This is a genomic window from Terriglobus roseus DSM 18391 (assembly GCF_000265425.1).
Lineage (GTDB): Bacteria > Acidobacteriota > Terriglobia > Terriglobales > Acidobacteriaceae > Terriglobus > Terriglobus roseus.
The window spans coordinates 416,500-439,650 of record NC_018014.1; the positions used below are offsets into that span (position 1 = coordinate 416,500).

18 protein-coding genes are annotated in these 23,151 nt (G+C 63.4%); 5 read left to right on the forward strand and 13 right to left on the reverse strand.

Going from position 1 to position 23,151, the window contains the following annotated elements:
• The first annotated feature begins 86 nt into the window (after positions 1-86).
• Together TERRO_RS23485 and TERRO_RS01770 are read left to right on the forward strand one after the other, a co-directional pair.
• Positions 87-677, forward strand: a complete 591-nt coding sequence (locus TERRO_RS23485) for a DUF2059 domain-containing protein (protein ID WP_014784280.1) — start codon at positions 87-89, stop codon at positions 675-677.
• A complete protein-coding gene (locus tag TERRO_RS01770) occupies positions 677-1,213 on the forward strand; it encodes a 2'-5' RNA ligase family protein (RefSeq protein ID WP_014784281.1) in 537 nt (178 codons plus the stop codon). The genes TERRO_RS23485 and TERRO_RS01770 overlap by 1 nt, the downstream gene beginning before the upstream one ends.
• Before the next feature lie 176 nt (positions 1,214-1,389).
• Here the strand turns inward: TERRO_RS01770 and hemG are convergent, their stop codons facing one another.
• From hemG to TERRO_RS01795, 6 genes are all read right to left on the reverse strand, one after another.
• Positions 1,390-2,784 carry a protoporphyrinogen oxidase gene (gene hemG, locus TERRO_RS01775; protein ID WP_014784282.1) on the reverse strand — a complete coding sequence of 465 codons (1,395 nt, stop codon included), beginning with the start codon at positions 2,782-2,784 and terminating at the stop codon, positions 1,390-1,392.
• A 3-nt stretch (positions 2,785-2,787) separates the two neighbouring features.
• On the reverse strand, positions 2,788-4,038 hold the full coding sequence (gene hemH / locus TERRO_RS01780) for a ferrochelatase (RefSeq protein ID WP_014784283.1): 1,251 nt from the start codon (positions 4,036-4,038) through the stop codon (positions 2,788-2,790).
• Positions 4,035-5,105 carry a uroporphyrinogen decarboxylase gene (hemE, locus tag TERRO_RS01785; RefSeq protein WP_041592864.1) on the reverse strand — a complete coding sequence of 357 codons (1,071 nt, stop codon included), beginning with the start codon at positions 5,103-5,105 and terminating at the stop codon, positions 4,035-4,037. The genes hemH and hemE overlap by 4 nt, the downstream gene beginning before the upstream one ends.
• A 30-nt stretch (positions 5,106-5,135) precedes the next feature.
• Positions 5,136-5,408, reverse strand: a complete 273-nt coding sequence (locus TERRO_RS01790) for an oxidative damage protection protein (RefSeq protein ID WP_014784285.1) — start codon at positions 5,406-5,408, stop codon at positions 5,136-5,138.
• 86 nt (positions 5,409-5,494) lie between these two features.
• On the reverse strand, positions 5,495-5,683 hold the full coding sequence (locus TERRO_RS21725) for a C1orf53 family protein (protein WP_014784286.1): 189 nt from the start codon (positions 5,681-5,683) through the stop codon (positions 5,495-5,497).
• Between the two features lie 203 nt (positions 5,684-5,886).
• Positions 5,887-10,464, reverse strand: a complete 4,578-nt coding sequence (locus TERRO_RS01795; protein ID WP_014784287.1) for a DEAD/DEAH box helicase — start codon at positions 10,462-10,464, stop codon at positions 5,887-5,889.
• A gap of 89 nt (positions 10,465-10,553) precedes the next feature.
• Between TERRO_RS01795 and TERRO_RS01800 the strand changes: the two genes are divergently transcribed.
• Positions 10,554-11,147 (forward strand): KdsC family phosphatase, encoded by a 594-nt coding sequence (locus TERRO_RS01800; RefSeq protein WP_014784288.1) that lies wholly within the window; start codon positions 10,554-10,556, stop codon positions 11,145-11,147.
• A 17-nt stretch (positions 11,148-11,164) separates the two neighbouring features.
• Here the strand turns inward: TERRO_RS01800 and TERRO_RS01805 are convergent, their stop codons facing one another.
• Both TERRO_RS01805 and TERRO_RS01810 read right to left on the reverse strand, forming a co-directional pair.
• Positions 11,165-12,268 (reverse strand): FUSC family protein, encoded by a 1,104-nt coding sequence (locus tag TERRO_RS01805; protein ID WP_014784289.1) that lies wholly within the window; start codon positions 12,266-12,268, stop codon positions 11,165-11,167.
• Between the two features lie 155 nt (positions 12,269-12,423).
• Complete coding sequence (locus TERRO_RS01810; protein WP_014784290.1) at positions 12,424-15,174, reverse strand: TonB-dependent receptor; 2,751 nt, start codon at positions 15,172-15,174, stop codon at positions 12,424-12,426.
• A gap of 233 nt (positions 15,175-15,407) precedes the next feature.
• On the opposite strand from TERRO_RS01810, the gene TERRO_RS01815 reads away from it, so the two are divergent.
• Both TERRO_RS01815 and TERRO_RS22915 read left to right on the forward strand, forming a co-directional pair.
• Positions 15,408-16,001, forward strand: a complete 594-nt coding sequence (locus TERRO_RS01815) for an RNA polymerase sigma factor (RefSeq protein WP_014784291.1) — start codon at positions 15,408-15,410, stop codon at positions 15,999-16,001.
• Positions 15,998-16,840, forward strand: coding sequence for an anti-sigma factor (locus tag TERRO_RS22915; protein ID WP_014784292.1), 843 nt, complete (start codon positions 15,998-16,000; stop codon positions 16,838-16,840). The genes TERRO_RS01815 and TERRO_RS22915 overlap by 4 nt, the downstream gene beginning before the upstream one ends.
• 68 nt (positions 16,841-16,908) lie before the next feature.
• On the opposite strand, the gene TERRO_RS01825 is transcribed toward TERRO_RS22915, so the two are convergent.
• The 5 genes from TERRO_RS01825 to TERRO_RS01845 all read right to left on the reverse strand — a co-directional run bounded on the left by TERRO_RS01825 (position 16,909) and on the right by TERRO_RS01845 (position 23,133).
• Entirely contained in the window at positions 16,909-17,247 is a 339-nt protein-coding gene (locus TERRO_RS01825) for a c-type cytochrome (protein ID WP_014784293.1), read from the reverse strand.
• A gap of 127 nt (positions 17,248-17,374) precedes the next feature.
• A complete protein-coding gene (locus TERRO_RS01830) occupies positions 17,375-18,448 on the reverse strand; it encodes a beta-propeller fold lactonase family protein (RefSeq protein ID WP_014784294.1) in 1,074 nt (357 codons plus the stop codon).
• Positions 18,449-18,642: 194 nt separating this feature from the next.
• Positions 18,643-20,631 carry an ABC transporter permease/substrate-binding protein gene (locus TERRO_RS01835; RefSeq protein ID WP_014784295.1) on the reverse strand — a complete coding sequence of 663 codons (1,989 nt, stop codon included), beginning with the start codon at positions 20,629-20,631 and terminating at the stop codon, positions 18,643-18,645.
• Positions 20,621-21,580, reverse strand: a complete 960-nt coding sequence (locus TERRO_RS01840) for an ABC transporter permease (RefSeq protein ID WP_014784296.1) — start codon at positions 21,578-21,580, stop codon at positions 20,621-20,623. The genes TERRO_RS01835 and TERRO_RS01840 overlap by 11 nt, the downstream gene beginning before the upstream one ends.
• The gene (locus TERRO_RS01845; RefSeq protein WP_014784297.1) at positions 21,577-23,133 is read right to left on the reverse strand and encodes a sugar ABC transporter ATP-binding protein; all 1,557 of its coding nucleotides are present in this window, start codon (positions 23,131-23,133) and stop codon (positions 21,577-21,579) included. Before TERRO_RS01845 ends, TERRO_RS01840 begins: the two co-directional genes overlap by 4 nt.
• Positions 23,134-23,151 lie beyond the last annotated feature (18 nt).

Below are 23,151 nucleotides of genomic sequence, written 5' to 3' on the forward strand. Positions count from 1 at the left end.
CAATCGGTACGGTGCTCCGTCCAACGCCTAGCAGCACCCACGCGCGATGTTCTGCGCCAGCCCCGCAACAACATTGGAGATCGACCATGCGTTCCATGCACACCCTCGCCGTTGCTCTTTGCCTGGCCGCTGCGCCTTTTGCGCACGCCGATGATGCCAGCCACCGCGCCAAGGCGGAGCAGATGCTGCAACTGACCCACACCGACAGCATGATGAAGGAACAGCTTTCGAACCTGCAGGAGCGTATCAACGGCATGGCGAAGCAGCAGTCCGGCCAGGGCACGCTGTCGCCCGCGCAGACGACGCTGACCACCAACTACCTGAAGCAGGTGCAGGACCTGACCAACGATGAAGTGGGTTGGGAGAAGCTGCGCCCGGCCGTGGTGCAGAGCTATGCAGATACCTTCACCGACGCTGACCTGGACGGCATCATTGCGTTCTACAAGACGCCCGCCGGCAATGCGCTGCTGACCAAGAGCCCCGATATTGCCAACAAGACGATGGTGACGGTTCAGGGCAAGATCAAGGAACTGCAGCCGAAGCTGGGCGCGATGACCGAGGAATATGCGAAGCAGATGCAGGCCGCAGCGCCCGCACCGGCAGCTGCTCCGGCAACCGCAGCACCGAAGCCCACCACCCCGGCTGCGAAGCCAGCTGCACCCGCATCCAAGAAGTAATGAGCTGTGTTCTAACGCTGGCGCTCGACGACGAAGCACAACACCGCTTCGAGTCGTTGCGCCAGCGGCACTTCCCGCCCGCCCGCAACCGCATTCCCGCACATCTGACGCTCTTCCATACGCTGCCGGAGACAGACGAGACAGTCGCTCGTCTTGTGGAGATCAGCGCGTCGCAGCACGTGTTTTCTTTGGAGATGAAGGCGCCGCAGTTGATTGGCCGTGGCGTCGCGTTCTTCTTTGTATCGGCACCTGCGATGGCGCTGCATCGCCGCGTGTCGGCTGCGTTTGCGGAGCATCTGAGTGCGCAGGATCGGCAGGGGTTTCGGCCGCATGTGGTGGTGCAGAACAAGGTGACCGGGGAGGTCGCGAAGGCTACGCTGGCGTTGCTGCTGGCTGAGTTTGCGCCGTTTCCGGTGAGTGCGGTTGGGTTGGATCTCTGGCGGTATCTCGACGGCCCGTGGGAGCACATGCAACGGTTTAGCTTCTTCAGCGAGGGTGCTGAGCGGAGCAAAGTTTTCGGAGGGGCAGGGCTTTAGCCCTGCCATTCTTAGTCGAATGATGCAGGGGCTTCCGCCCCTGAGGGATCCGCCTCAGCGGCTAAAGCCGGGTCTCTTTTTCACAGTTATGACATGGCTGAAGCCATGTCCCTCCGAAAGCAAAAGCATTGCGTGCGAGTGACATTGCTCCTGTTGAGTGCGAACGGCATTGCTTCTTAGGCGACAAGCGATCGAGCTGCGGCGCGGCCGTCCCGGACCAGGTCTGGCAGTCCAACGCCTTGGTAGCCGTTGCCGAGCAGGTGCAGGGCGCCGATGGCGTCAATGCGCTGTTGGAGCTGCGTCATGCGTTCGCCGTGGCCTACTTCGTATTGCGGCAGGGCATCGGGCCAGCGGCGCACGATGGTTACGGCGGCAGCGGGCAGCGGGCCGAGAACCTTTTCCAGCTCCTGCTTTGCGAATGCGGCGATCTCTTCATCGCTGCGAGGGATGAGTGCGTCTGCGCGTTCGCCGCCGAAGTAGGCGCGAATCGACTTGCCGCCCTGCGGTGCGCGTCCGTCGAACTTCTGATCGGCGAAGGTGCCTGCGAGCAGCTGGCAGTCCTCGCCTTCGGGTGAGAGGAAGCCGAAGCCTGCGGGTAGTTGGGGTGCTGCTTCGGGTGTGTAACCGAAGCCGGCGATGACCGCTGAGCTGGACGGGATCTTCAGCAGTGATGCAGCCTCTGCATCGATGGGTACGACGAGGGCGGCGGCCACACGGACCGGCGCGGCGAGCATGACGTGATCGAATGCTGTCTCGTTGCCAAGGTTGTCGCGCAAGGTCCATCCACCCGGGGTACGTTGCATCGAGACGATGCTTCGCTCCAGCAAGATTGCTTCGGGAGAGATGGCTGCGACCATGCGATCGATCAGCGTTGCCGTGCCTGTGCGCAGCGAGGTGAAGACGGTTGCAGCGCGCCTGTCGCCACGCTGTGCTGCGCGAGCCTGTAGTGCTAACGTCAGCGATCCATGTTCGCGTTCCATGGAGACGAACGGCGCCATGACCGAGCGCACGCTGAGGCGTTCGACGTCTCCGCCGAAGACGCCACCGAGAAGAGGAGCGCCGACGACACGCAAGACCTCATCGCCGAAGTGACGCTTTACGAAATCTGCAACGGATTCGTCGTGGTCGGGTGCGGATGCTTTGAGCTCTTCCGCGCGGCCGGGCTCGGCGGCATAGGCCTCCCGTGCGGAGGCGCTGAAGAGCGGCGAGTGCATGACGGCTTCGACGCGTTCCGGGACCATCATGCGCATGCCGTCGGGCATGGCGAGGAGTTCGCCGTCGCGCAGCACCCACGTGACGCGTGTCTCGTCGTTGGAGGGGATGATCTCATCGGCCAGGCCGAGTTCTTCCGCCAGCTCACGCGCCCAGGGCTTGTCCGTTACCCAGCCGTCGGGACCGCACTCGATGACGAAGCCGTCCTGGCGGTGTGTTTCCACGATGCCGCCAAGACGGTTCGACTGTTCGAAGAGAGTGAACGCGAGATCTGCACCAGACTCGCGAAGGCGCTGCAACTGGTAGGCAGTGGCCAGTCCTGCAATGCCTCCACCGATGATGGCAACGGAGCGAGCCACTGCTTAGGCGCTCACAGGTTGTGTTTCTTCGAGGGGAGCGAGCGTGAGCAATACCTCTGCGGGCGTCTGTGGCTGCTGTGCGGGATGCGTGGGCAGGCTGCGCACACCGCGACGCGACAGGTCAGCCAGTGCGGCGATCAGCGTGGGCGAATCGTTCAGGCTGTCTGCGCGCGAGACGGTGATGCCGCCGATTTCCGCAGCGAGCTTCTGGAAGTCGATGTCGATGTCGTAGAGGATTTCGACGTGATCGCAGAGGAAGCCGACCGGCTGCAGCACGGCGCGTGTGTAGCCTTCCTGCTTCAGCGCGGCGAGCAGGTCAGGCACGCCCGGTCCAATCCATGGACCACCGCTGAGACCCTGGCTCTGGAAGCAGAAGAACCAGTTGCTCTCGTCGAGGATATCGCTCAGCTCTTCCGCGATATGCTTTGCCGTGGCCTTGCACTCGATGGCGTAGGTGTCGGCATCGGTGGTCAGCATCATGCCGTGGTGCTCGCTTGGCTTTGCCTGGATGGTGCGGCAGGGAACCGAGTGCGCGGTGAAGAGTACGGCAGTCTTTTCGCCAGTTGCGAGAGCGGTTTCGTAGGCCTTGCGCATCTTCTCCGCAAAGGCGCGTACGAGGAGCGTGTGCTCGCTCCAGCCGGCGACAAAGTCGATCTCGAAGGCACCGGCGGCTGCCGTTTCCAACGCGCGGCGATAGAGACCGACGCTGGTGCGCGAGTTCTGCGGTGCAAGGCAGATGGCGCGGATCTTCTTTACGCCTGCGTTCTTCATCTGCTCGACGGTGTCGGCGATGAAAGGCTTCCAGTTGCGCATGCCGACGTAGACCGGCGTGCCGATGCGCTGCTGCAGTAGCTTGCCCTGCAGCAGTGTCCAGCGCGTCAGGTGCGGGCCTTCCGGTGTGGGCTCTTCGCGCAGACCGATCTCTGCGTAGCGCTCCTGCAGCTCATGCACGACGTGCGGCGGTACACCGCGGCCGCCGGTGACGAGCTTGAGGTATTCGTCCATCTCACCAAGTACGTCGGGCGTGCCGTGCGCGAGCAGCAGGATGGCATCGAAGTGTTCGGGCTCCGGCCGCTTTACGTCGGGTGCAGCCATCGCCGCGGCGATCTGGTCGGCGTTGCTGATCTCGTACTGCGCGAGGATGCGGCCTTCCTTGCTGGCCGAAGCATCGCTCCTGGTTGCTGCGAGCTGATCGTCGAGCTTCAGCTTTTCCGCAGCGAGGCCGATCAGAAAGTAAGGAAGGTCTTTGATCATCGCGCGCTTAACTCCTTGACCCACTTCGACACGTTGATGACGGCGTCGACGGGTGTACCGGGAACGATGCCGTGTCCCAGGTTGAAGATGTGTCCATTGCGATTGCCTGCGGCCGTCAATACCTGCTGCACACGCTGCTTCAGCAGATCTTCTGGCGCGAAGAGCGCAATGGGATCGAGATTGCCCTGGACGGCGACGCCTTCGCCCGCGAGACGCCAGCCTTCTTCGAGCGGTACGCGCCAGTCGAGGCCGAGCACGTCTGCGCCGGTTTCGCGCATGGTGCTGAGCAGCGATGCGGTGTCGACGCCAAAGTAGATGACGGGGACGCCGAGTGCCTTGACGCGCTGCACAAGCTCGGTGGTGAAGGGCAGAACGAAGTCGCGATAGTCCTGGACGGAGAGTGCGCCGGCCCAGCTATCAAAGATCTGGATGACGTCTGCGCCCGCCTGTACCTGCTGCGCAGCGTAGGCGGCGAGCACGGTGTTTAGCTTGTCCATCAGCATGGACCACGCGGTGCGGTCGCTGTACATCAGCTTCTTCATTTCCACGTAGTTGCGAGAGGATCCGCCTTCGATCATGTAGCTGGCGAGCGTGAAGGGTGCGCCGATGAAGCCGATGATGCCGAGACGATCGCCGTCCGGGCGTGCGGGTGCGAAGTGCTTTGCGACCTGCTCGATGGCGCGTGCGACGTAGTTGAGTTCGTCTGCGCGGTCGGTGCGGAGCGCTTCGACCTGCTCGCGTGTGCGGATGGGTTGATGCACCACGGGGCCTTCGCCGTTGACGAACTCGAAGTCGAGTCCCATGGGCGTGAAGGGCAGCAGCAGATCGGCGAAGATGATGGCCGCGTCCACGTCGAGGCGCTCGGCCGCGGTGATGGTCACCTCAGCGGCGACGTCGGGCGTGCGGCAGATCTCAAGCAGCGAATGGTTGCGTCGAACGGCCATGTACTCCGGCATGTAACGGCCTGCCTGGCGCAGGAACCACACGGGAGTGCGGTCGACCGGCTGACAGAGGCAGGCGCGCACAAAGCGGCTGTCAGACAGGCCGTCCGCGCGTTGTTTTGACATTTTGATCACTGTGGAAGCGTCGCTCATCGGTTACGCCGTCGGAGCGACGAACTCCTTGGGCAGCTCGCCGCCGGAACCGTAGAAGAAGTCATTCATCTGCTCGACGAGGAACTCCTGCGCCTGGGGTGTCCAGGGCTGCAGACGGTATTCGTTCAGCAGCATCTTCTGGCGCTCAATCCACTCGCCCCATGCCTTCTTACTGACGGTGTTGTAGATCTTGTTGCCGAAATCGGAGTCGAAGGGCGGCTCATCGAGCCCTTCCAATTCAGCCTTGTACTTCGAACAGAAAACCATGTGTGCCATGTCGATCCGTGCTCCTAAACCACCTTTGATTGTACCGGTGCGCGATTCGCGGAGTGATGCGGGATCAACATCGGCTGGGCGATCTGTTAGCTGCCGTGCGTTCCGTTGCGCTCGCCCTTGCCGGGAACGACCTCGCCGTTCTCGTCGTAGGGGCAGTGGCGGCAGCCGTTGCCACAGCAGGTGCCGCGTTTGCGCAGGTAGCTGGCGGTGAAGACGAGGAAGGGGCCGTCGTAGTACGTGTCTTCGTCGGGCAGCACTGGTTGAGGATCAGTCATTTCCGTCTCTATAAGAAGCGCGCTTCACCACCGTGGGTGCCCCATTCTTACGCGGTTTTATCGTGAAAGGGTGGAGTATCACGCGAAGCGTGACCCGCAGATTTGATCTGGGCAGGAGCGTCGCGCTTCGCGCGATATCCCACTCATGCGCAAGAACGCGCATGAATGGGGCAGCCATTTCGTGGGGCACCAGGCACGGTGAATCACGCGAAGAGGCCACCTTGTGGGGCTTCGAGGACGATCATCGGCTTCTCGGTGCGTGGCGCTGTGTTGCGGCGGATGCCCTGGGGCGTTGCGATGGCGTCGAGTGGCTCGCCTGCCGCGTCGCAGGGGACGCCTCCGCGCAGATGGACTTTCTTACCTGCGACGGCGTTGGTGCGCTCGCCGGGGACGACGACACCGATGAGATTGATGGGGTCGCTGGCGGCGAGGGTGACGACGTCGTCATGCTTCAGATCGCGTGTGGCGCGCATGCTCTCAACGGCTTCGGGCAGGGCGAACTGTTCGCCGTTGAAGCCCTGGACGAAGCGGCCTCCGCGGATCTCTCCGCGTGCTTCCAGGCGGCGCAGCATGCGGACGAGGTCGCGCCACTTGGGTACGTTGGCCTCGCGTTGCAGAAGGTCACGGAAGACGACGCCGTAGCGTGCCAGCAGCATGCGTGCGGCGGCTGCGAGCGAGGTCTCCTGCTCGCGGGCTCGTTCGGGCGCGGAGAGTTCGCGGTGTTCTTCTTCGGTGAAGAGCGACCAGCGGCCGGCGGTGCTGCGTGTGCCACGGCGCGCACCGTTGACGACGGGTTCGGCGGCCAGCGGCTTGCGCTTGGGGTCCATCATGATGCGGAGTTGGTCGAAGCCGTCGGCAGAGGCGATGCCGGCGGTAGCGAGCTCCCAGAGGGCTGTCTGCGTCTGCTGCTTGCTGAGCACGCACATGCGCTGCAGGTCGCTGGCGAAGCAGGCGCCGCGTTCGCGCAGCGTGTTGCGGATGCAGAGGGCTTCGGGTGAGAGCGCCTGCTGGAGTTTGTCTTCCTCGATGCATTTGGCGGCGAGCGCTGCGGGCAGCCAGTCGGCGCTTTCGCGCAGGAAGAAGGTGATGGGCGCCATGTTGGTGGGGATGACGCGGCGCGGTGCGGCACCGTCGCCAGCGGCCCATGCGGGGTGCGGCGAGATGCGGCCCCAGCCGACGGCGCCGCTGAGGCAGAGCTGGTCGAGCCACTTGCCGTCGTAGTCCTTTACGCGCTGCGGCAGCAGGTTGCGCTCCCACTCGACGGCGGGCGCTTCGAAGCCTTCGAGTTGGAGGAGTGCTTCGAGTACGCCCTCTTCGCCGGCGAGCTGCGTCTGCGGTGCGAGATGCTGCCAGCGTACGAGCCAACGCATGAAGACGGCGGGGGTGACGGCTTCGATCTGTTTGCGCAGTGCGCCGAGTGTGAGACGGTGAATGCGCTGGAGGATGCGGCGCTCGCACCACTCGACGTCCTTGTCGTCCTCGGCTGCGGCGGGTGCTTCGAAGATGCCGCGGAGCGCGAGGCCCTGCATCTCCATGGCGACGAGCTGTTGCACGAGGGCTCGTGGCTGGAGGGCGAGGAGCGCGGCAATGCTGCGGGCGGTGGTTGGGCCGAGGATCTGGAGGATGCCCTGGGTCAGGAGGCGGAGGGCTTCTTCGGTGGTGGTTGGTTCGGTGGTGGCGTTCTCCTGGCTCTCTTGCGTTTGCTTTGCTTCACTCGGGACGACGGCGTTTGTGGTGATTGCTTGCAGTGCCTGCGCGTGCTCGAGGCGTTCGGTTGCGACCCAGCAGTCTGCTTCGCCAAAGCGGAGGATCTGTGCGCGGCCGCGTGCCTGCAGGCGTTCGAAGAAGAGCGGCCAGTGGCGGCTTGCCTGTGCTCGGTGGACTTGAACTTCTTCGTCGCTGCACGCGGCGAGTTCGGATGGCTGTTCGCGGAAGAGCGCTACGGGTAGGGCGATGGTGCTGAAGAGGAGGTCGTGCAGCTCGTGTTCGTCGCGGAGGTCGGGCCAGATCTCGCAGCGGGTCTGGCGGATGGCTGCGGGGTCGAGTCGGCCTGCTTCGCCGAGGACGGAGTCGGGGATGGTGCCTCGCAGGGAGACAGCGCGGGCGCGGCGTTCGCCCAGGTCGGCTTCGTCGAGGAAGGCGTTCTGGTTGGCGTTGAGTAACTCGTGCGAGAAGAGGGATGGGACGGGCGTGTCGACGGCGATGCACTCGATACGGCCCTCGTGCATGTCGCGCAGAAGCTGCTGGAGGCCTTCGAGGTCCATCGCCTCCTGCAGCACGTCCTGCATGACCTCACGGACGAGCGGGTGATCGGGGATCTGGATGTCGCCGACGATGGTTTCGAAGCATGCTGCGGCCTGCGGGAATACGGAGGCGAGCAAGTCTTCGCCGCGTGTGCGCTGGATCTGCGGCGGTACTTTCTTGCCCTTGCTGAAGCGCAGCAGTTGCAGCGAGCGGTTGGCGGCCCAGCGCCAGCGTGTCTTGAAGATGGGCGAGGCGAGTGAGGCCTGTTCGAGCAGTTCCTTCGCGGTGTGTTCTGTGAGGAAGTGGAAGACGTCTGCGAGTGGGAAGCTGTGCTGTTCTGCCAGGCAGATGTTGATGCCGTTGTCGGTCGCGGCGGCCTGCAGCTCATAGTTGAAGCCGCGGCAAAAGCGCTTGCGCAGCGCGAGGCCCCAGGCCTTGTTGATGCGGCCGCCGAAGGGTGCGTGCAGGATGAGCTGCATGCCGCCGCCTTCGTCGAAGAAGCGCTCGGCGACGATGGTGGTCTTGGTGGGCACGCAGCCCAAAACGGCGCGGCCGCTGACGATGTATTGCACCAGTTGCATCGCGGCGCTTTCGCACACGGCGCATTCTTCCATCAGCCATGCGACGGCGTCTGCGACGACGGGATCTTCGGGGATGACGCGTTCGTGGTGCACGCCCTGTGTGCGGTCGCTGATGGCCTTGCGGAGGTCACCGACGAAGTCGCTGAGGACGTCGGTGCGCTGCGGTGCTTCACCATCCCAGAAGGGGACGGAGGGCGGCGCGCCGTGTGCGTCTTCGACGAGGACGCGGCCTTCTTTTTCTACGGTGAGGATGCGCCAGCTTGAGTTGCCGAGCTGGATGACATCGCCCGGTCCGCTGTCGACGGCGAAGTGTTCGCCGAGTGTGGCGATGGTGTGGCCTTCGGGCATCAGGACGACGGAGAACATGGCGGTGTCGGGGATGGCGCCGCCATTGCCGATGGCCGTCATGCGTGCGCCACGACGCGGATGCAGCACGCCGGCGACACCGTCGCGCAGAAGGTAGGCACCGTAGCGTCCGCGCGAGTTTTCGATACCGGTGTGCAGCAGCGTGACGATCTCGTCGAACTCGGTGCGTGAGAGGTCGCGGTATGGGTACGCACGGGTGACCAAGGCGAAGAGTGTGTCTTCTTCCCACGGCTCGGCGCCGCACATGGCGACCATCTGTTGCATCAGCACATCGCGCGGCTGCGGTGGGATCTCGAGCTTGTCGAGCGAGCCCGAGCGCATGGCGCGGACGAGTGCTGCCTGCTCTAACAGGTCGTCGCGCGTGGAGGCGAAGAAGCGGCCCTTGGGGATGGCTCCGCGCCAGTGACCGGCGCGGCCCACGCGTTGCATGGCGACTGCGACGGCGCGTGTGCTGTTGAGTTGAATGACGAGGTCGACCGCGCCGATGTCGATGCCGAGTTCAAGCGATGCGGTGGCGACGAGACACTGGATTTCACCGGCCTTTAGTCGCTGCTCGGCGTCGAGGCGCAGTGCGCGTGAGAGTGAGCCGTGATGCGCGGCGACGTTCTCTTCACCCAGTCGCTCGCCCAACGCGCAGCAGAGGCGTTCGACCATGCTGCGTGTGTTGACGAAGACGAGTGTGGAGCGGTGTTCGCGGGCGAGTTCGGCCATGCGGTCGACGATCTCGATCCACATCTTGCTGTCGCGGACGCTGCCGAGTTCGGTGGCGGGGATTTCGATGGCAAGGTCGAGGACGCGGCGTTGGCCGACCTGGATGATGGTGGCGCGTTTGCGCCCGGGAGCGATGCCGGTCAGGAAGTCTGCCACCAGTTCGATCGGATTCTGTGTTGCGGAGAGGCCGATGCGTTGTGGCGCTTTGGACATGCCCATCAGCATGGCGCCGGGTGTCAGGTGGTTTTCGCCGGTGACGAGTGCGTCGAGGCGTTCGAGTGTCAGGGCGAGGTGTGCGCCGCGCTTGTCGTCGGCCATGGCGTGGATCTCGTCGACGATGACGGTGTGCACGCAGCGGAGGTTTTCGCGTGCCTTCGCGCTGGTCAGCAGCAGGTAGAGCGACTCCGGGGTGGTGACCAGGATGTGGGGCGGATGCTTGAGCATGGCCACGCGCTCTTTCGGCAGTGTGTCGCCGGTGCGGACGCCGGTGCGAATGCCGGGGCACATGAAGCCGGCTTCCATCGCCAGTTGCAGGATCTCGCGGAGTGGCTCTTCCAGGTTCTTCTGTACGTCGTTGCTGAGTGCCTTCAGCGGCGAGACGTAGACGATCTGGGTGTACGGCGACAGCGTGCCGTTCATGGCCTCGGTGACCAGGCGATTGATGGCGACGAGGAATGCTGTGAGGGTCTTGCCGCTGCCGGTTGGAGCGGAGATGAGCGTGGGTTCGCCCCGCAGGATGGCGGGCCAGCCTTCGATCTGCGGCTCAGTCGGTGTGCCGAATTTGCCCACGAACCAGCGCTGCACCACGGGGTGGGCCCACGCCAGTGCGGTTGGAACATCCAGCACTTCCGTGGCGATCGGCAGGGGAGCGGCGGCCATGCCGAGATTCTATCGCCTTCGTAGTTTGTTCGCTCCTGTGCCTCGTTTCTGGTGCAAGTGGCCGAGGGCCGTTCTGCGATGATGGAGACATGGAACTGACCCTGCAGGAACGCGCCGCAAAGATCAAAGTAGTCGTTTTCGATGTGGATGGTGTGCTGACCGACGGCATGCTGTACTTCATCCCCACGGGCAAAAAAGAGGACGGTTCCGTTGCGGCCGTTGAGGTCAAAGGCTTTTCCGCGCATGATGGCCTGGGCATGGGCATCGGTCGCATCGCGGGGCTGCGCTTCGGCATCATCACCAAGCGTTCGAGCGACACAGTTGCCGTCCGCATGCGCGACTTGAAGGTGGAGTTTATCCACCAGGGATCGCAGCAGAAGATGGAGGCGATCCGCTCCATCATGGCGGAGGCGGATGTTGCTCTGGACGAGATCTGCTATGTCGGCGATGACATCATCGACCTGCCGCCCATGCGTGCTGTCGGCCTTGCCGTTGCGACGTGGAATGCGCGTGAGCAGGTGAAGGCCGCGTCGCATTATGTGACGCCGAGTGCGGGCGGACATGGCGCCGGTCGCGACACGATCGACCTGATCCTGGATGCGAAGGGTGTCCTGCTGGAGTCGATGGAAGAGTATCTGCGGCAGGCTGGTACGGCGGGCGATATCGGCCACGGCGTTCAGTAGCAGTGTTGCCACCCGTTTTAGAGGCGTTCTTCGAGTGAGTGCAGCGTCGGTGGCGTGATGTGTAGCGCCTTGCGGCCGAGTACGAAGGCTGCGTGGATGCCGAGTGCGATGGCGGTGCCGGCGAGTGTTGCCAGGACACGGTGCAACAACACCTCATTCGGTGGCTGGTGCGCGACGGCGAGCACAAAGCAGATATAGCCGGTGAGCGCCAGGGCGAACGCGCCGTAGTTTACGTTGGCGAGCAGGTATGCGACGTACTGGAAGAGGAGCACCAGCAGGGCGAGCCACATGCCCTGCGGTCTCGCCTCGACGACGATGAGTGTGCAGAGTGCCGCGCCCAGCAGCGTTCCGGCGGCGCGCAAGAGGCCGCGCACGGCGGTCTGCGTGAACTCTGGCTTGGGGATCAGCAGTGCTGTCATGCCGATCCAGTAGGCGCTGGTCCACGTCTGTACGCGATAGATAGCCACTGAGACTGCGGCTGTTACCGCCATGCGCAGTGCGAACTGGAAGGCGCCGTTGTGCGGCTTCAGTTGCTCCAGCAGAAACGCTCGCTGGAAGTGTGTTGGATCGAAGTCGGGTTTGGAGAACTGGGTCTGTGCTGCCGGCAGAACGTGCCGTATGCCGCGCAGGATGGCGTACTGCAGCATGGCTCCCGCAAAGACGCCGGCACAGCGCAGCAGTGCGGAGTAGACCAGGTCATGCGTAGTGCCGGGGGAGCTGGGCGCAGCCGACGAGATGACCAGGAAGATGCAGCACTGCTGACCGACCCACGCCGTGGCGGTGCTGATGGTGTTTGCCAGCGCGTAGAGCATGGCCCAAACGACGGCCGTAACAATCAGCGCGACCGTACTGTCGCGGCACAGAGCGCCGACCAGCGCCGAGATGGCGATGCCAACCGATGCGGCCAGCATTGCTCCCGAGCGATGGAAGAGCGGCTGCTGGTAGGACCCGAAGCCGACACACTGCGCACCGCCGACCATCAGGGCAGCGGTGCCGGGGTAGCCGAAGTGCAGGCCGATGATGAGCGGCAGGGCGATGCCGGGCAGGCAAAGGAGCCCGTGCAACGGCTCGGACTTCGACCAGTCAAAGGCTACGAGTTGGGATCGAAATCTTGCCGCCACAGGTTTCTATGATGCGGGTTTTTGGGGTGGCTTGTCGCGGGGCCTCCGCTGTGTCTGCTCTCCCGAGACTGAGCACGCGCAGAAAATCTGCAGGACATGAGAAAGCCCGCATCACTCTGCGTGATGCGGGCTTCGTTTTCGCGCGGGAGTCGGACTTACCGTGATCCGAAGCTGACCTTCATACCGCCGAAGACGGTGATGGGTGCGCCGGGGGACAGGTAGGTGGTGTTGCGCAGCGGGTAGTCTCCGCTGGCATACGCCGTGAAGGGACGCGCGGTGAAGTTGCCGTTGTTGTCGTAGGGTGTCGTGGCGAGCTGGCCGGTGGTGTAGTACTGCCGGTTGAGCAGGTTGTTGATCTCGGCGAAGAGTTCGAAGTGCGGATTGAACTTGTAGCGTGAACCGAGGTTGACGACGCCGTAGCCCGGCGACTTGCCGCTGCCCAGGTAGTACTGGCCGTCCGGCTGGTGCAGGTTGTTGTCGTTTCCCTTTACGAAGGAGCTGCCGATGGCGTTGAAGTCGGCGCTGATGCCGAGCTTTCGTAGCGGGTGATAGTCCACGTAGACCTTCAGCATGTGCTGCGGAACCTGCGGGATCTTGTTGCCGGGCTGGATGGTGATGGTGCCGCCCTCGGCGACGCCCTTTTCACCCGCGAGCGCAATGCTGTTGGTGCTGTTGCTGTTGGCCTCGACGACCTGCGTGCTCTGGTAGGTCGCTTCCAGAAAGGTGTAGGCGACGCCCGCGTCCACGTTACGCAGGTGCGCCGCGGTGGAGGCTTCTACGCCCTGGCGGCGTGTTTTGCCGAAGTTCTGGAAGTAGCCGAAGCCCGTGACCTGCGATGCGACGAAGAGCAGATCGTCGTTGTTCACGGTGTGGAAGTAGCCGGCGGAGTAGCGGTAGCGCCCGTTCGGATTGCCGCGGAAGCCGAACTCATAGGTGCGGCTGACCACCTGTTTCAGTGGCGGATCGCTGACCATTGCGTTGGGCAGCGAGCAGGGGAAGTCCGGGTCGGCGCAGCCAAGCTCCGTGGAGGTTGGCGCGCGGCTGGATTCCCCGTAGTCGAAGTACGCGTGCAGCAGTGAGCCTGGCTTGTAGACGAAGCCGGCCGTGGGGTTGAAGCGGTGATAGATGTTCACGCCCGTCAGCGAACCGTGCGATGCGGAGGGCGGCAGGCGGTCGGTGTTGTTGATGTTGGTGTGGTTGTAGCGGCCGCCTGCGTTGAAGACCCATTTGCCCAGGCTGAGAGTGTCAGTGACGTAGATGCTGGGTGTGTTGGTGACTCCGTGCAGGTTCACGCGGCTGTCGATCGGTCGGCCGCCGTCGCCGATCTCGCTACCGTCGGAGAAGGCTGGAACGCGGGTGATGGTGATGCCGTCGGTGTTCAGGTAGCCCCACTGCGAGGTCTGGATGAAGGTAAGGCCACCGCGGTCCAGGCCGGCGCCAACGCTCAGCTTATTGCGTGTGGTGTTCCAGGAGAGCGCACCGCTGAAACCGTAGGCGTGCTGACGATTGACACTGTCCGTCATAACACCGGTGCACTTCTCAGCCGGTTCATCCCCTGACAGTGCCTGTGCGATGCAGCGCAGGTACGGATAGGGGGTGTTGGCCGGCGTGATGGCGGTGGTTGGGAAGGGGATGCCGCCGCGGGTGAGTGCGGTCCGGTCACCGGCGCTGAGGGTGTAGAGCGACTGGTCGAAGCTGTCGTTGTTGATGTCGCCGTTGCTGGTATTGGTGCGGGTGTAGCGCAGGTAGGCGTTGATGTTCAGGCTCAGGTTATGGGTGAGGCCCTGCGTCGCATTCAGCGTCAGGAAGGGCTGGTGCTGGTAGGTCGCGTCGGGGATGGAGTAGACGCTGTTGTATCCGTGATTGAGGCCGACGGTGCGGGCGATGGCGCGGAAGTCCTGCGTGCCGTTGCCGACGAGGTTGTTGATGGCGTAGCCGCCGGAGAGGGACAGCACCGTCTCGCCGTGCGCGTAGCCAAGTTTGGCGAAGGACTGCTTGACGCTTGAGGGCGACTGCGCGCGCCAGCCGTCTTCATGAAAGAGCGTGCCTGCCGCGAACCAGTTCCATCCGGCGTTGTTGCTGCCGCCGTACTGCGCATCGACGGCGCGACGGCCGAAGCTGCCGCCATAGCCGCTGATGGAGAAGCCACTGTTGCTGATGCCGTCCTTGGTCTGCACGGCGATGGCGCCGCCGAGTGTGTTGAGGCCGTAGACGGGGTTCGATCCGGGGATGAGTTCGGTGCTGGCGATGGCGACCTTCGGGATCAGGTCCCACTGCACCACGTCGCCGAAGGGCTGGTTCTGGCGGACGCCGTCCATGTACACCGACAGCCCGGCGGGTGCGCCGACGAGCGGTGATGCCGTGTAGCCGCGATAGTTCACATCCGGCTGGAAGGGATTGTTCTGGTTCTCGTTCACGTAGACGCCGTTCAGCCGGCGCTTGAGCGTGTCCGTCAGGTCGATGGCGTTGGTGTCTTCCAGCGTCTGCGAGGTGACGGTCTGCACGGGCAGCGGCACGTCGCTGAGTGGCACGTCGAGCGATCCGATGGGTGTCGATGCGATGACGTCCACGGAGGTGTTGGTGCTGCCCAGGGTGAGGACAACATTGCGCTGCACCGGCTCGGACGAGCGCAGGTCGAAGTGCAGTGTCTGCGCGGCGAAGCCGTTGTTGGAGAGCACCAGCGTGTAGCGGCCGTAGGCGAGGTCCGAGAGCGTCAATGAGCCGTCGCTTTCGGTTGTGACGCGGCGGCTGGCGCCTGCTCCGTAGAGGGTGCCGTGCGATGGCAGGGCGCGGCCTGCGGGGTCTTTCACCTGCAGGCGGATGCTGCCGGTGGGCGTCTGCGCGAGGGCGGGTGCAGCCACGGAAAGCAGAAGAGGAAGAAGTGCGGTGCGACGATCGAGCGGCATGCTGCGTAGTCCTTCAAAACAACCGAATGCTGCGGCCGGGCACGGGGCCCGGCGAAGAGAGAAGCTCCGCCAAACGAACTACGCCGACGGAGGAAGCGAGTGGATTCACTGCCATATTCCGTGGTGTACCGATCTGTTCAGGGTTTCTTGCAGGAAAGTTTTGCAAGCGAACTGTTGCCGCATGCGATGACATGCGTTGCGTGGGTACGCCATAATGCTGCCTAACCGCCCAGATGCCAGGCCTCACCAATCCGATCCGTCTCTTCCGCACCGCCGCGCAGCATTCCGTCGCGGGTGCAACGGCACATGCCGACCAGGAGACCGCGGCGCTGCAGGCGGAGGTGCTCGCGCTCTTCGACGATCTGCGTGATCGGTTGCTGCGCTACAGCCTGTCGTTCGGCATCGCCCGTCATGACGCGGAAGATGTTCTGCAGGAGTGCTTTCTGGCGCTCTTTCGGCATCTGCAGGCGGGCCGTTCGCGGGAGAACCTGCCGGGATGGGCCTTTCGCACGACGCATAATCTTTCGCTCAAGCGCCGAGCCTCACTCCACGCGGAGTACCGCACCGCCGTGCCGGAAGAGACGGCCGAGATGCAGGTGTGCGACGTCGGCCCCGGTCCGGAAGAGCATCTGCTGTTCAGCGAGCGGCAGAGCCGCCTGCGCGCCGTCGTCCGCGCCCTACCGGAGAACGACCAGATGTGCCTGCGCCTGCGCGCGGAGGGTATGCGGTATCGCGAGATTGCCAGCACGCTCGGCATCTCGCTGGGATCGGTCGCGGCGTCACTGGCGCGGTCGTTTGAGCGGCTGCAAAGGACGGATGCGCGATGAAGATCTTCGGCCGGGGCCGTCACCTTCGGAATGAGGATTTGCTGCTGCTGCAGGAGCATGAGCTGTCGCCGTTGCAGACCATGCGATTCGCCGCACACCTGTATGGCTGCAAAGTCTGTCAGGCTCGGCGTGCTGCTCTGCTGGCAGTGTCGGAAGATCTTGAGTTTTTACATGAGGCAAAGCCGCAGGCGACCTTGGACGACCAGAGCCGCCGGCATCTGCAGTCACGTCTGGCAGAGGCTGCGGCGGCCGGAGAGAAGTCATCCTGGCGCCACTCGCTGCGGCAACCCCGAATGCTGGCGCGGCTGGCTTCTGTGGCTGCGTTGCTGTCGCTCTCCATCGCGTGGCAACAGGCCTACCGGCCTTTTCAGGACCGCATGGGCCCCTACGAAGAGACCGGTCCCAAGCCTGACCGTGCGTTGACGCCTGGCGCCGTCCGTCCCGCGGACCTATCGGAACTTTGCCTGCTGCCCGACAACGATCTTGATCCAACCGTGCCGGACGACAAGGTGCGTGCTGTCTTTCAGGCCTATGGGATGAATGAGCATGCGGCGCGGGCCTATCAGGTGGATTACCTGATCAACCCGCAGCTTGGCGGCGATGATGACATCGAGAACCTGTGGCCGGAGCCGTATCACTCCACGGTGTGGAATGCGACGGCGAAGGACGCTCTGGAGACGCGGCTGCACAGCATGGTCTGCGGCGGTCAGTTGGATCTGGCAGCGGCGCAGCATGACATTGCGACGGACTGGATCGCGGCCTACAAGAAGTACTTTCATGCCGAGCGGCCAGTGAAGACGGTGGCCTCGGCCGACGGTTTCACTGGGTTCAGTCGCTAGGAAGTGTCTCTGGAGAAACGTAAGGGCACGGCCTAAGCCGTGCCCTTGTGATCGTCAGGGGATTGCGACTACAGCGTCTTCAGATACTCGACCAGTTCCGTGATCTCGGCCGGCTTCAGCTGATCCTTGAAGGGCGGCATGGGGACCTTGCCGTTCATGATGCGGTCGGTCACGGTCTCGTCGGTCACCTTGGTGGTTCCGTCCGCCATGACGCCGCGGGTGTACAGGCCCTTCAGTCCGGGACCGATCTTCTTATCCGTGGTGTCGGCGCTGTGACAGATGGCGCATTTGGAGTCGAAGGTGGTCTTGCCGTGGGTGGCGCCTTCGCTCATCTGCGCGCCCGCGCTCAGGAATGACAGGCCGAGAACGGCTGCGGTGGTAAACAGAGCCTTGCTGCTGTTGCGCATGCTATGGGTCCTTTTGGCCCCGGCATTGGCCGGCGGCAGAGATGTGTCACAACGATAGACGAAAGATAGGATGCAAAGGCCGCGCGCGCATTTGGTTGGGACGAGCGCGGCTTTCACAGGAGCAAAATTAAGGCAGAACCACCAGGCCCCAGGGACTGCCGCCCGACGGCGCCTTTGCGGTCACGGTCATGGTTGCGAGATCGACCGCGCTAACGTCGTTCGAGGGGCCGTTGGCGGTATAGAGCGTCTTGCCATCCGGCGACAGCGCGATGCCCCAGGGCCGCTTGCCCACGGCGACATCGCCCACGGGAGTCTGTGTCTTGGTGTCGATGACGACCACCTTTCCGCCGCGGCCGGTGCTGGTGTACAGCTTGGTCGCGTCCGGGGACATCAGCACGAACATTGGCTTTACCTCGCCCGGCTTGCCCAGTTCGATCGTCTTGGTGATCTTCTTCCTGGCGACGTCGACGACGGTCACGGTGCCATCGTTCTCAGCGTTGATGTAGGCGGTCTTGCTGTCGGGCGTGAAGGCTACGTTGCGCGGGCGGTGGCCGACCGGGAAAGTGGCCGTGATCTTGCCGCTCTTGGGATCCAGCACGGAGATGTTGCCGCCTGCCTCGGACGTGACGTAGACAAAGCTGCCGTCGGGCGAGGTCTTCACACCCTCAGGCTGCGCGCCCATCTTCTGCGTGGCGTCGATCTTGCCGCTCTCAATGTCGATGATGGAGACGGCGCCCTCATCCTCGTTCGAGACGTAGAGCTTCTTGCCATCCTTGCTCAGGTCAAAGTTTTCCGGATCGCTGCCGCCCGGGATGGTGCGGACCAGCTTGTTCTGCGCGACATCGAAGACGCCGATGCCGTCCTTGGAGTGGTCGCTGGGCGGCAGCGTGCTCTCATCCACGCCGGGGCCGCCGATGGGCGTACCGCTGAGCGCGATGTAGAGCGTCTTGCCGTCGGGGCTGGGGTGGATGCCGCGCGGACGGGTGCCGATCTTGAGCTGCTCCAACTGCTTCATCGTGGTCGCGTCAATCACGGTCAGTTCGCCGGAGACCTCGTTCGTCACATAGATGCGCGGCCCCTTGGCCGTCTCCATTGTGGGGCCGGCGGGCGCGGCGGGCGCTTCAGCCTTGGGTGCGGACTTGCATCCGGTGAGGGCGACGAGCAGGCTTGCCGAAAGTACCAGGTGACGCGTGTTCCGCATGATCCGTCCTTGTTGAAGCTGTGTGCGCTGATGCGCGTATGCCCGTATTCCGCGGGCGCCGGATATGTTCAACGTTTCTGTCGTGCCATTTGCGCACATCGACTGAAGCCGTCTGGTCCACCACTACAACGCCGCGATTATAGAAGCCCGCTTCTACGCTTGGCGACCGAAGCTGCTGGTTGCGAACGCGACTGCTAGAACTGCAACTGGTCCACGTTGCTCTTGTCGATCTTCAATGGAACGCCCAGCACGATCTCGCTGCCACGCACCTGCAGGTCACCCAGGCGTCCCACATGGACTGTCCTGGCGCCCGGTGCGATCTTGCCCTGCGCCTTCAGCACGCCGGAGTAAACCGTCAGATAACCAAGGTCGCGTGTGTTCCAGAGGAAGATGGTCTGGACCGATCCCGCATGAATGTATGCGCGACAGATGGATGGCAACGAGAGCCCGATGACATCGACATTCGCACGACCGGACTGGGTAACCGCCTCCGCAGCACCTGGCACCGCAGGTGCGGAGATTGCGATGATCATCTTCACCTGCGGATACGCCTTCAGGATGGTCTGCGTCGCGTTGAAGGCTTTGTCGCGGTCGTCATCGCTGGGCTGGATGGTCGCGAGTGTCAGGTTCGGATGCGCTGCCGCGATGCGTGCCTTGATGTTGCGAATCCAGTCGTTCTGATTCTCCGCGCTCAACGCGCCGGTCACGATGGCGTACTGTCCGCCCTCCGGCATCAACCGCGCAGCTTCATCGGCGAGTGACGTACCGATGCCCTCTGGCGTGGCCTGGTTCAGGAAGTAATCGCGCGCGTCCGTCTGCGCATCGGCGTCCCATGTCAGCACCGGAATGCTGTGCGCGCGCGCCTTGCGCAGCACCGTGCTAATGCTGCCCTTGTTCTCGACGGCGACCACGATGGCATCGACCTCGCGCGTGATCCAGTTCTCCACCAGTTCATTCTGCTGCGATGCGTCGAGGCTTGTGGGACCATCCCAGATCAGGTTGATGTGCAGCTCCTTCGCTGCCTCCTCCGCACCCGCGCGCGCACTGATGAAGTACGGATCGCCCTTGGCCTTTGGCATCACCGCGATGGTGAGTTGGTTGCCGTTTGCTGTGTTGCCGTGACGCGCATGCAGTGCAACGAAGATGCCTGCAGCAATCGCGACGATGGCTCCGATTGCGATGAGTGGTTTGCGTCTTGTGACAGCCGTCTCGTCGAGCGGCTGCTTGCCCGCGCGCGCACGCAGTCTGTCCGCGGAGACGATCAGCAGCAGCAACAGGCCTGTCAGCACGCCGTAGAGCTCCGACGGCAATGCCATCAGGTGCATGCCGTTCTGCAGCACCGACAGGAAAAAGAGCCCAAGCATCGAGCCGAAGATGCTTCCACGCCCGCCGAAGACGGACGTTCCGCCGAGTACCACTGCGGCGATCGCCTGTAGTTCATAGCCGGTGCCGAGGTCACTCTTCGCCAGACCGAGATGCGCAACATAGATGATCGCGGCAAGCGATGCGACCAGCCCAGAGAGGACGTAGATCAGCGCCAGCCGCTGCCGCACGGGCAGGCCTGCATAGCGCGCGCCCTCTGCATTGAAGCCGATGGCATAGAGGGACCGCCCGACCACCGAGCGATGCAGGAGCACGCCATATGCGGCGACGACGAGAAGAAAGATCGGCAGCTGAACCGGTACCACTCGCCAGAAGTAACCCTGGCCGAAGTGGAGAAAGCCGGCAGGATAGCCGGTGAAGCTGACCGCGCCATGCGTAATGCCTTCGGCGATGCCTCGATAGAGTGAGAACGTGCCCAGCGTCACGATGAGCGCTGGCAGCCGCAAACCCGCGATCAGCGTGGCATTCAGCGCACCCGCAGCCACGCCCAGCAGCAGCGAGAGCAACACCGCGACGAGGATGGGCAGATGCATCGTCTGTGTCATCACGCCGAAGAGGACGGCGGTGAGGCCGATGGTGGATCCAACCGAGAGATCGATGCCGCCTGTGATGAGGATGGGCGTGAGCGCAACGGCCAGCAGGCCCAGCTCCACCGAGAAGCGCAGCACCTCGAAGAAGTTGCCCCATGAGGCGAAGCTCGGCGCGGCCGATGCGAAGAAGGCCACCTCAACGATGAGCGCAATCAGCAGCGCCCACTCACCCACGGAGAGCATTGGCTTGCGTTGTGCGTTATGCGGCAACAGTGGCCTCCACCGCGGTACTGCGCCTGCGGTATGCACTCAACGCATTCGCACTGACGGCCAGCAAAATGATCGCGCCCTGCAATGCTTTTTCCCAGTAAGCACTGACGCCCAGGAAGGTAAGTGCAGGACCAATAGTGCCAAGCAGGATGACGCCGAGCACCGTGCCGGTGATGGTGGCTGCTCCACCCGTAATCGCTGCGCCGCCAACTGCTACGGCTGCGATGACCTTCATCTCAAGGCCAAGGCCGCTGTTGCTTGGCACCTGGTTGAAGCGCACGGCGTTCAACGTTGCAGCCAGCCCTGTCAGTGCGCCGGTCAGCGTGAAGACTGCGAAGACGACCAGCCGCGTGTTGATACCAAGCTGTGTCGCCGCTGCTTCATTCGAGCCCGTCGCAAAGACCGCGCGGCCTGCACGCAGATGTTGCAGACCCCATGCGAAGGCCAGCGTCAGCAATACCGTAAGCAGCAACACCACCAGCGTGTAGGCACGTTGTCCGATGCCGAAACGCAGGAAGCTTGCGGGCAGGTCGCCCACCCACGCGCCCTGCGTTCCCCAGCGCAGACCATCGCGCAGAGCGACCATGGTCGCCAGTGTGACGACGATCGATGGAATCTTCAGATAGGCCGTCAATGCGCCGTTCAATGCGCCGCACGCTGCGCCCACGGCAATCGCAATCAGCAGGAACGCCAGGGATGGCGCACCGGCCCGCGCCGTGAGGCCTGCCACAATGCTGCACAACGCAAAGATCGATCCGACGGAGATATCGATCTGCGCCGTGACGATGATCGCCGTCATACCCAGAGCCATCAGCATCACCGGCATATTCGCCAGGAACAGGTCTGCGATGTTATCCGCGGTGAAGAAGCCGTGTGTCGTCGTGGCCAGCAGCAAAAGCAGCAGGATATTGGTGATGCCAATCGCGATCTCGCGTGTGTACTGCTTCATGCAGCCGTCTCCACCGTATGCCCGAAGGCCATGGCCATGATCCGCTCCTGCGTCGCCTGCTCGCGTGCAACAAAACCAACGATGGTGCCTGCATGAAAGACCGCTATGCGATCGCTCATGCCCATGACTTCCGGTAACTCGGATGAGATCAGAATGACGGCCATGCCTTGTTCTGCAAGTCCCATGATCAGTTCGTGGATTTCCGACTTGGAACCCACATCGACGCCCTGCGTCGGCTCATCGAGAATCATGATCTTTGGGTGGATCGCAAGCCATCGTGCCAGCGCCACCTTCTGTTGGTTGCCGCCGCTCAGCGTGCCTGCGGGTGCATGGATGTTAGGTGCCTTGATTCGAAGGCTATCGCGATAGCCGGTTGCAAGTGCATCCTCTTTGTTGCCATCGATCAGCCCGTGCCGCGAGACGTCGCGCAGGTCGGCCATCGAGATGTTCTGCGCGATAGGCATGTCCAGCACCACACCATGCTGGCGACGATCTTCCGGCAGATAGGCTATGCCTGCAGCGATCGCGTCACTCGGGTCGTTAATCCGCGTCGCGGTGCCATAGACATGGATGTCTGTAGACGAAGGCGTCAGGCCGAAGAGTGCTCGCGCAAGTTCCGTGCGGCCCGACCCGACGAGGCCGGCAAAGCCAAGGATCTCGCCGCTGCGCACGCTGAAGGAGATGTCGTGTAGACCTGTAGAGGGAAGGGATAACCCGCGCACTTCGAGCGCAACATCGCCAAGCGGGACATTGCGCTTTGGATAGACGGACGCAACCTCACGGCCCACCATCAACTGAATCAGTTCAGCCTTGTTCACGTCGCATGCGTCGCACACCGCGATGGTTTCGCCGTCACGCAATACGGTGATGCGGTCGGCGATGGAGAGAATCTCTTCCAGCCGGTGCGAGATGTAGACCATGGCGACACCGGTCGCACGCAGCTTACGGATCAGCGCGAATAAGTTGTCCGCCTCGCGATCGCTCAGCAGCGCCGTTGGTTCATCCATCAGCAGGATTTTCGCGTCCGCGCCGATGGCCTTTGCGATTTCGACGATCTGCTGCTCAGCCATGCTCAGCGTGCGAGCAGGCCGCGACGGATCGATATCCGCGCCCATCGATGCGAGCAGTTCCTTCGCACGTGCGTGGCGCGCCTTCCAGTTCACCGTCCAGCCGCCGCGGCCCTGCTCCAGCGCCAGCGCGATATTCTCTGCAACCGATAAGTCCGGAAAGATCGACGGCTGCTGATAGATGGCGGCGATGCCGAGCTCGCGCGAGCGGTTGGGATCGTTGTCCTTGATGCGCTCGCCGAAGATATGCAGATCGCCGTGGTCTGCCGCGATGGCGCCGGTGATGATCCTGGTCAGCGTCGACTTGCCTGCGCCGTTTTCGCCGATCAGCGCATGCACCTCGCCACGCCGAAGATTCAGCGAAGCGGACCGCAGCGCGCGCACGCCCGCATACGACTTCGTCAGCGCAGACGCGCGCAGTACTTCAACGTGTTCGGGGTGCTTAAGTTCAGAACTCATACGGAGGCCGGAAACCTGTGCAGCCATCCTAGTGGCTGGTTTCCT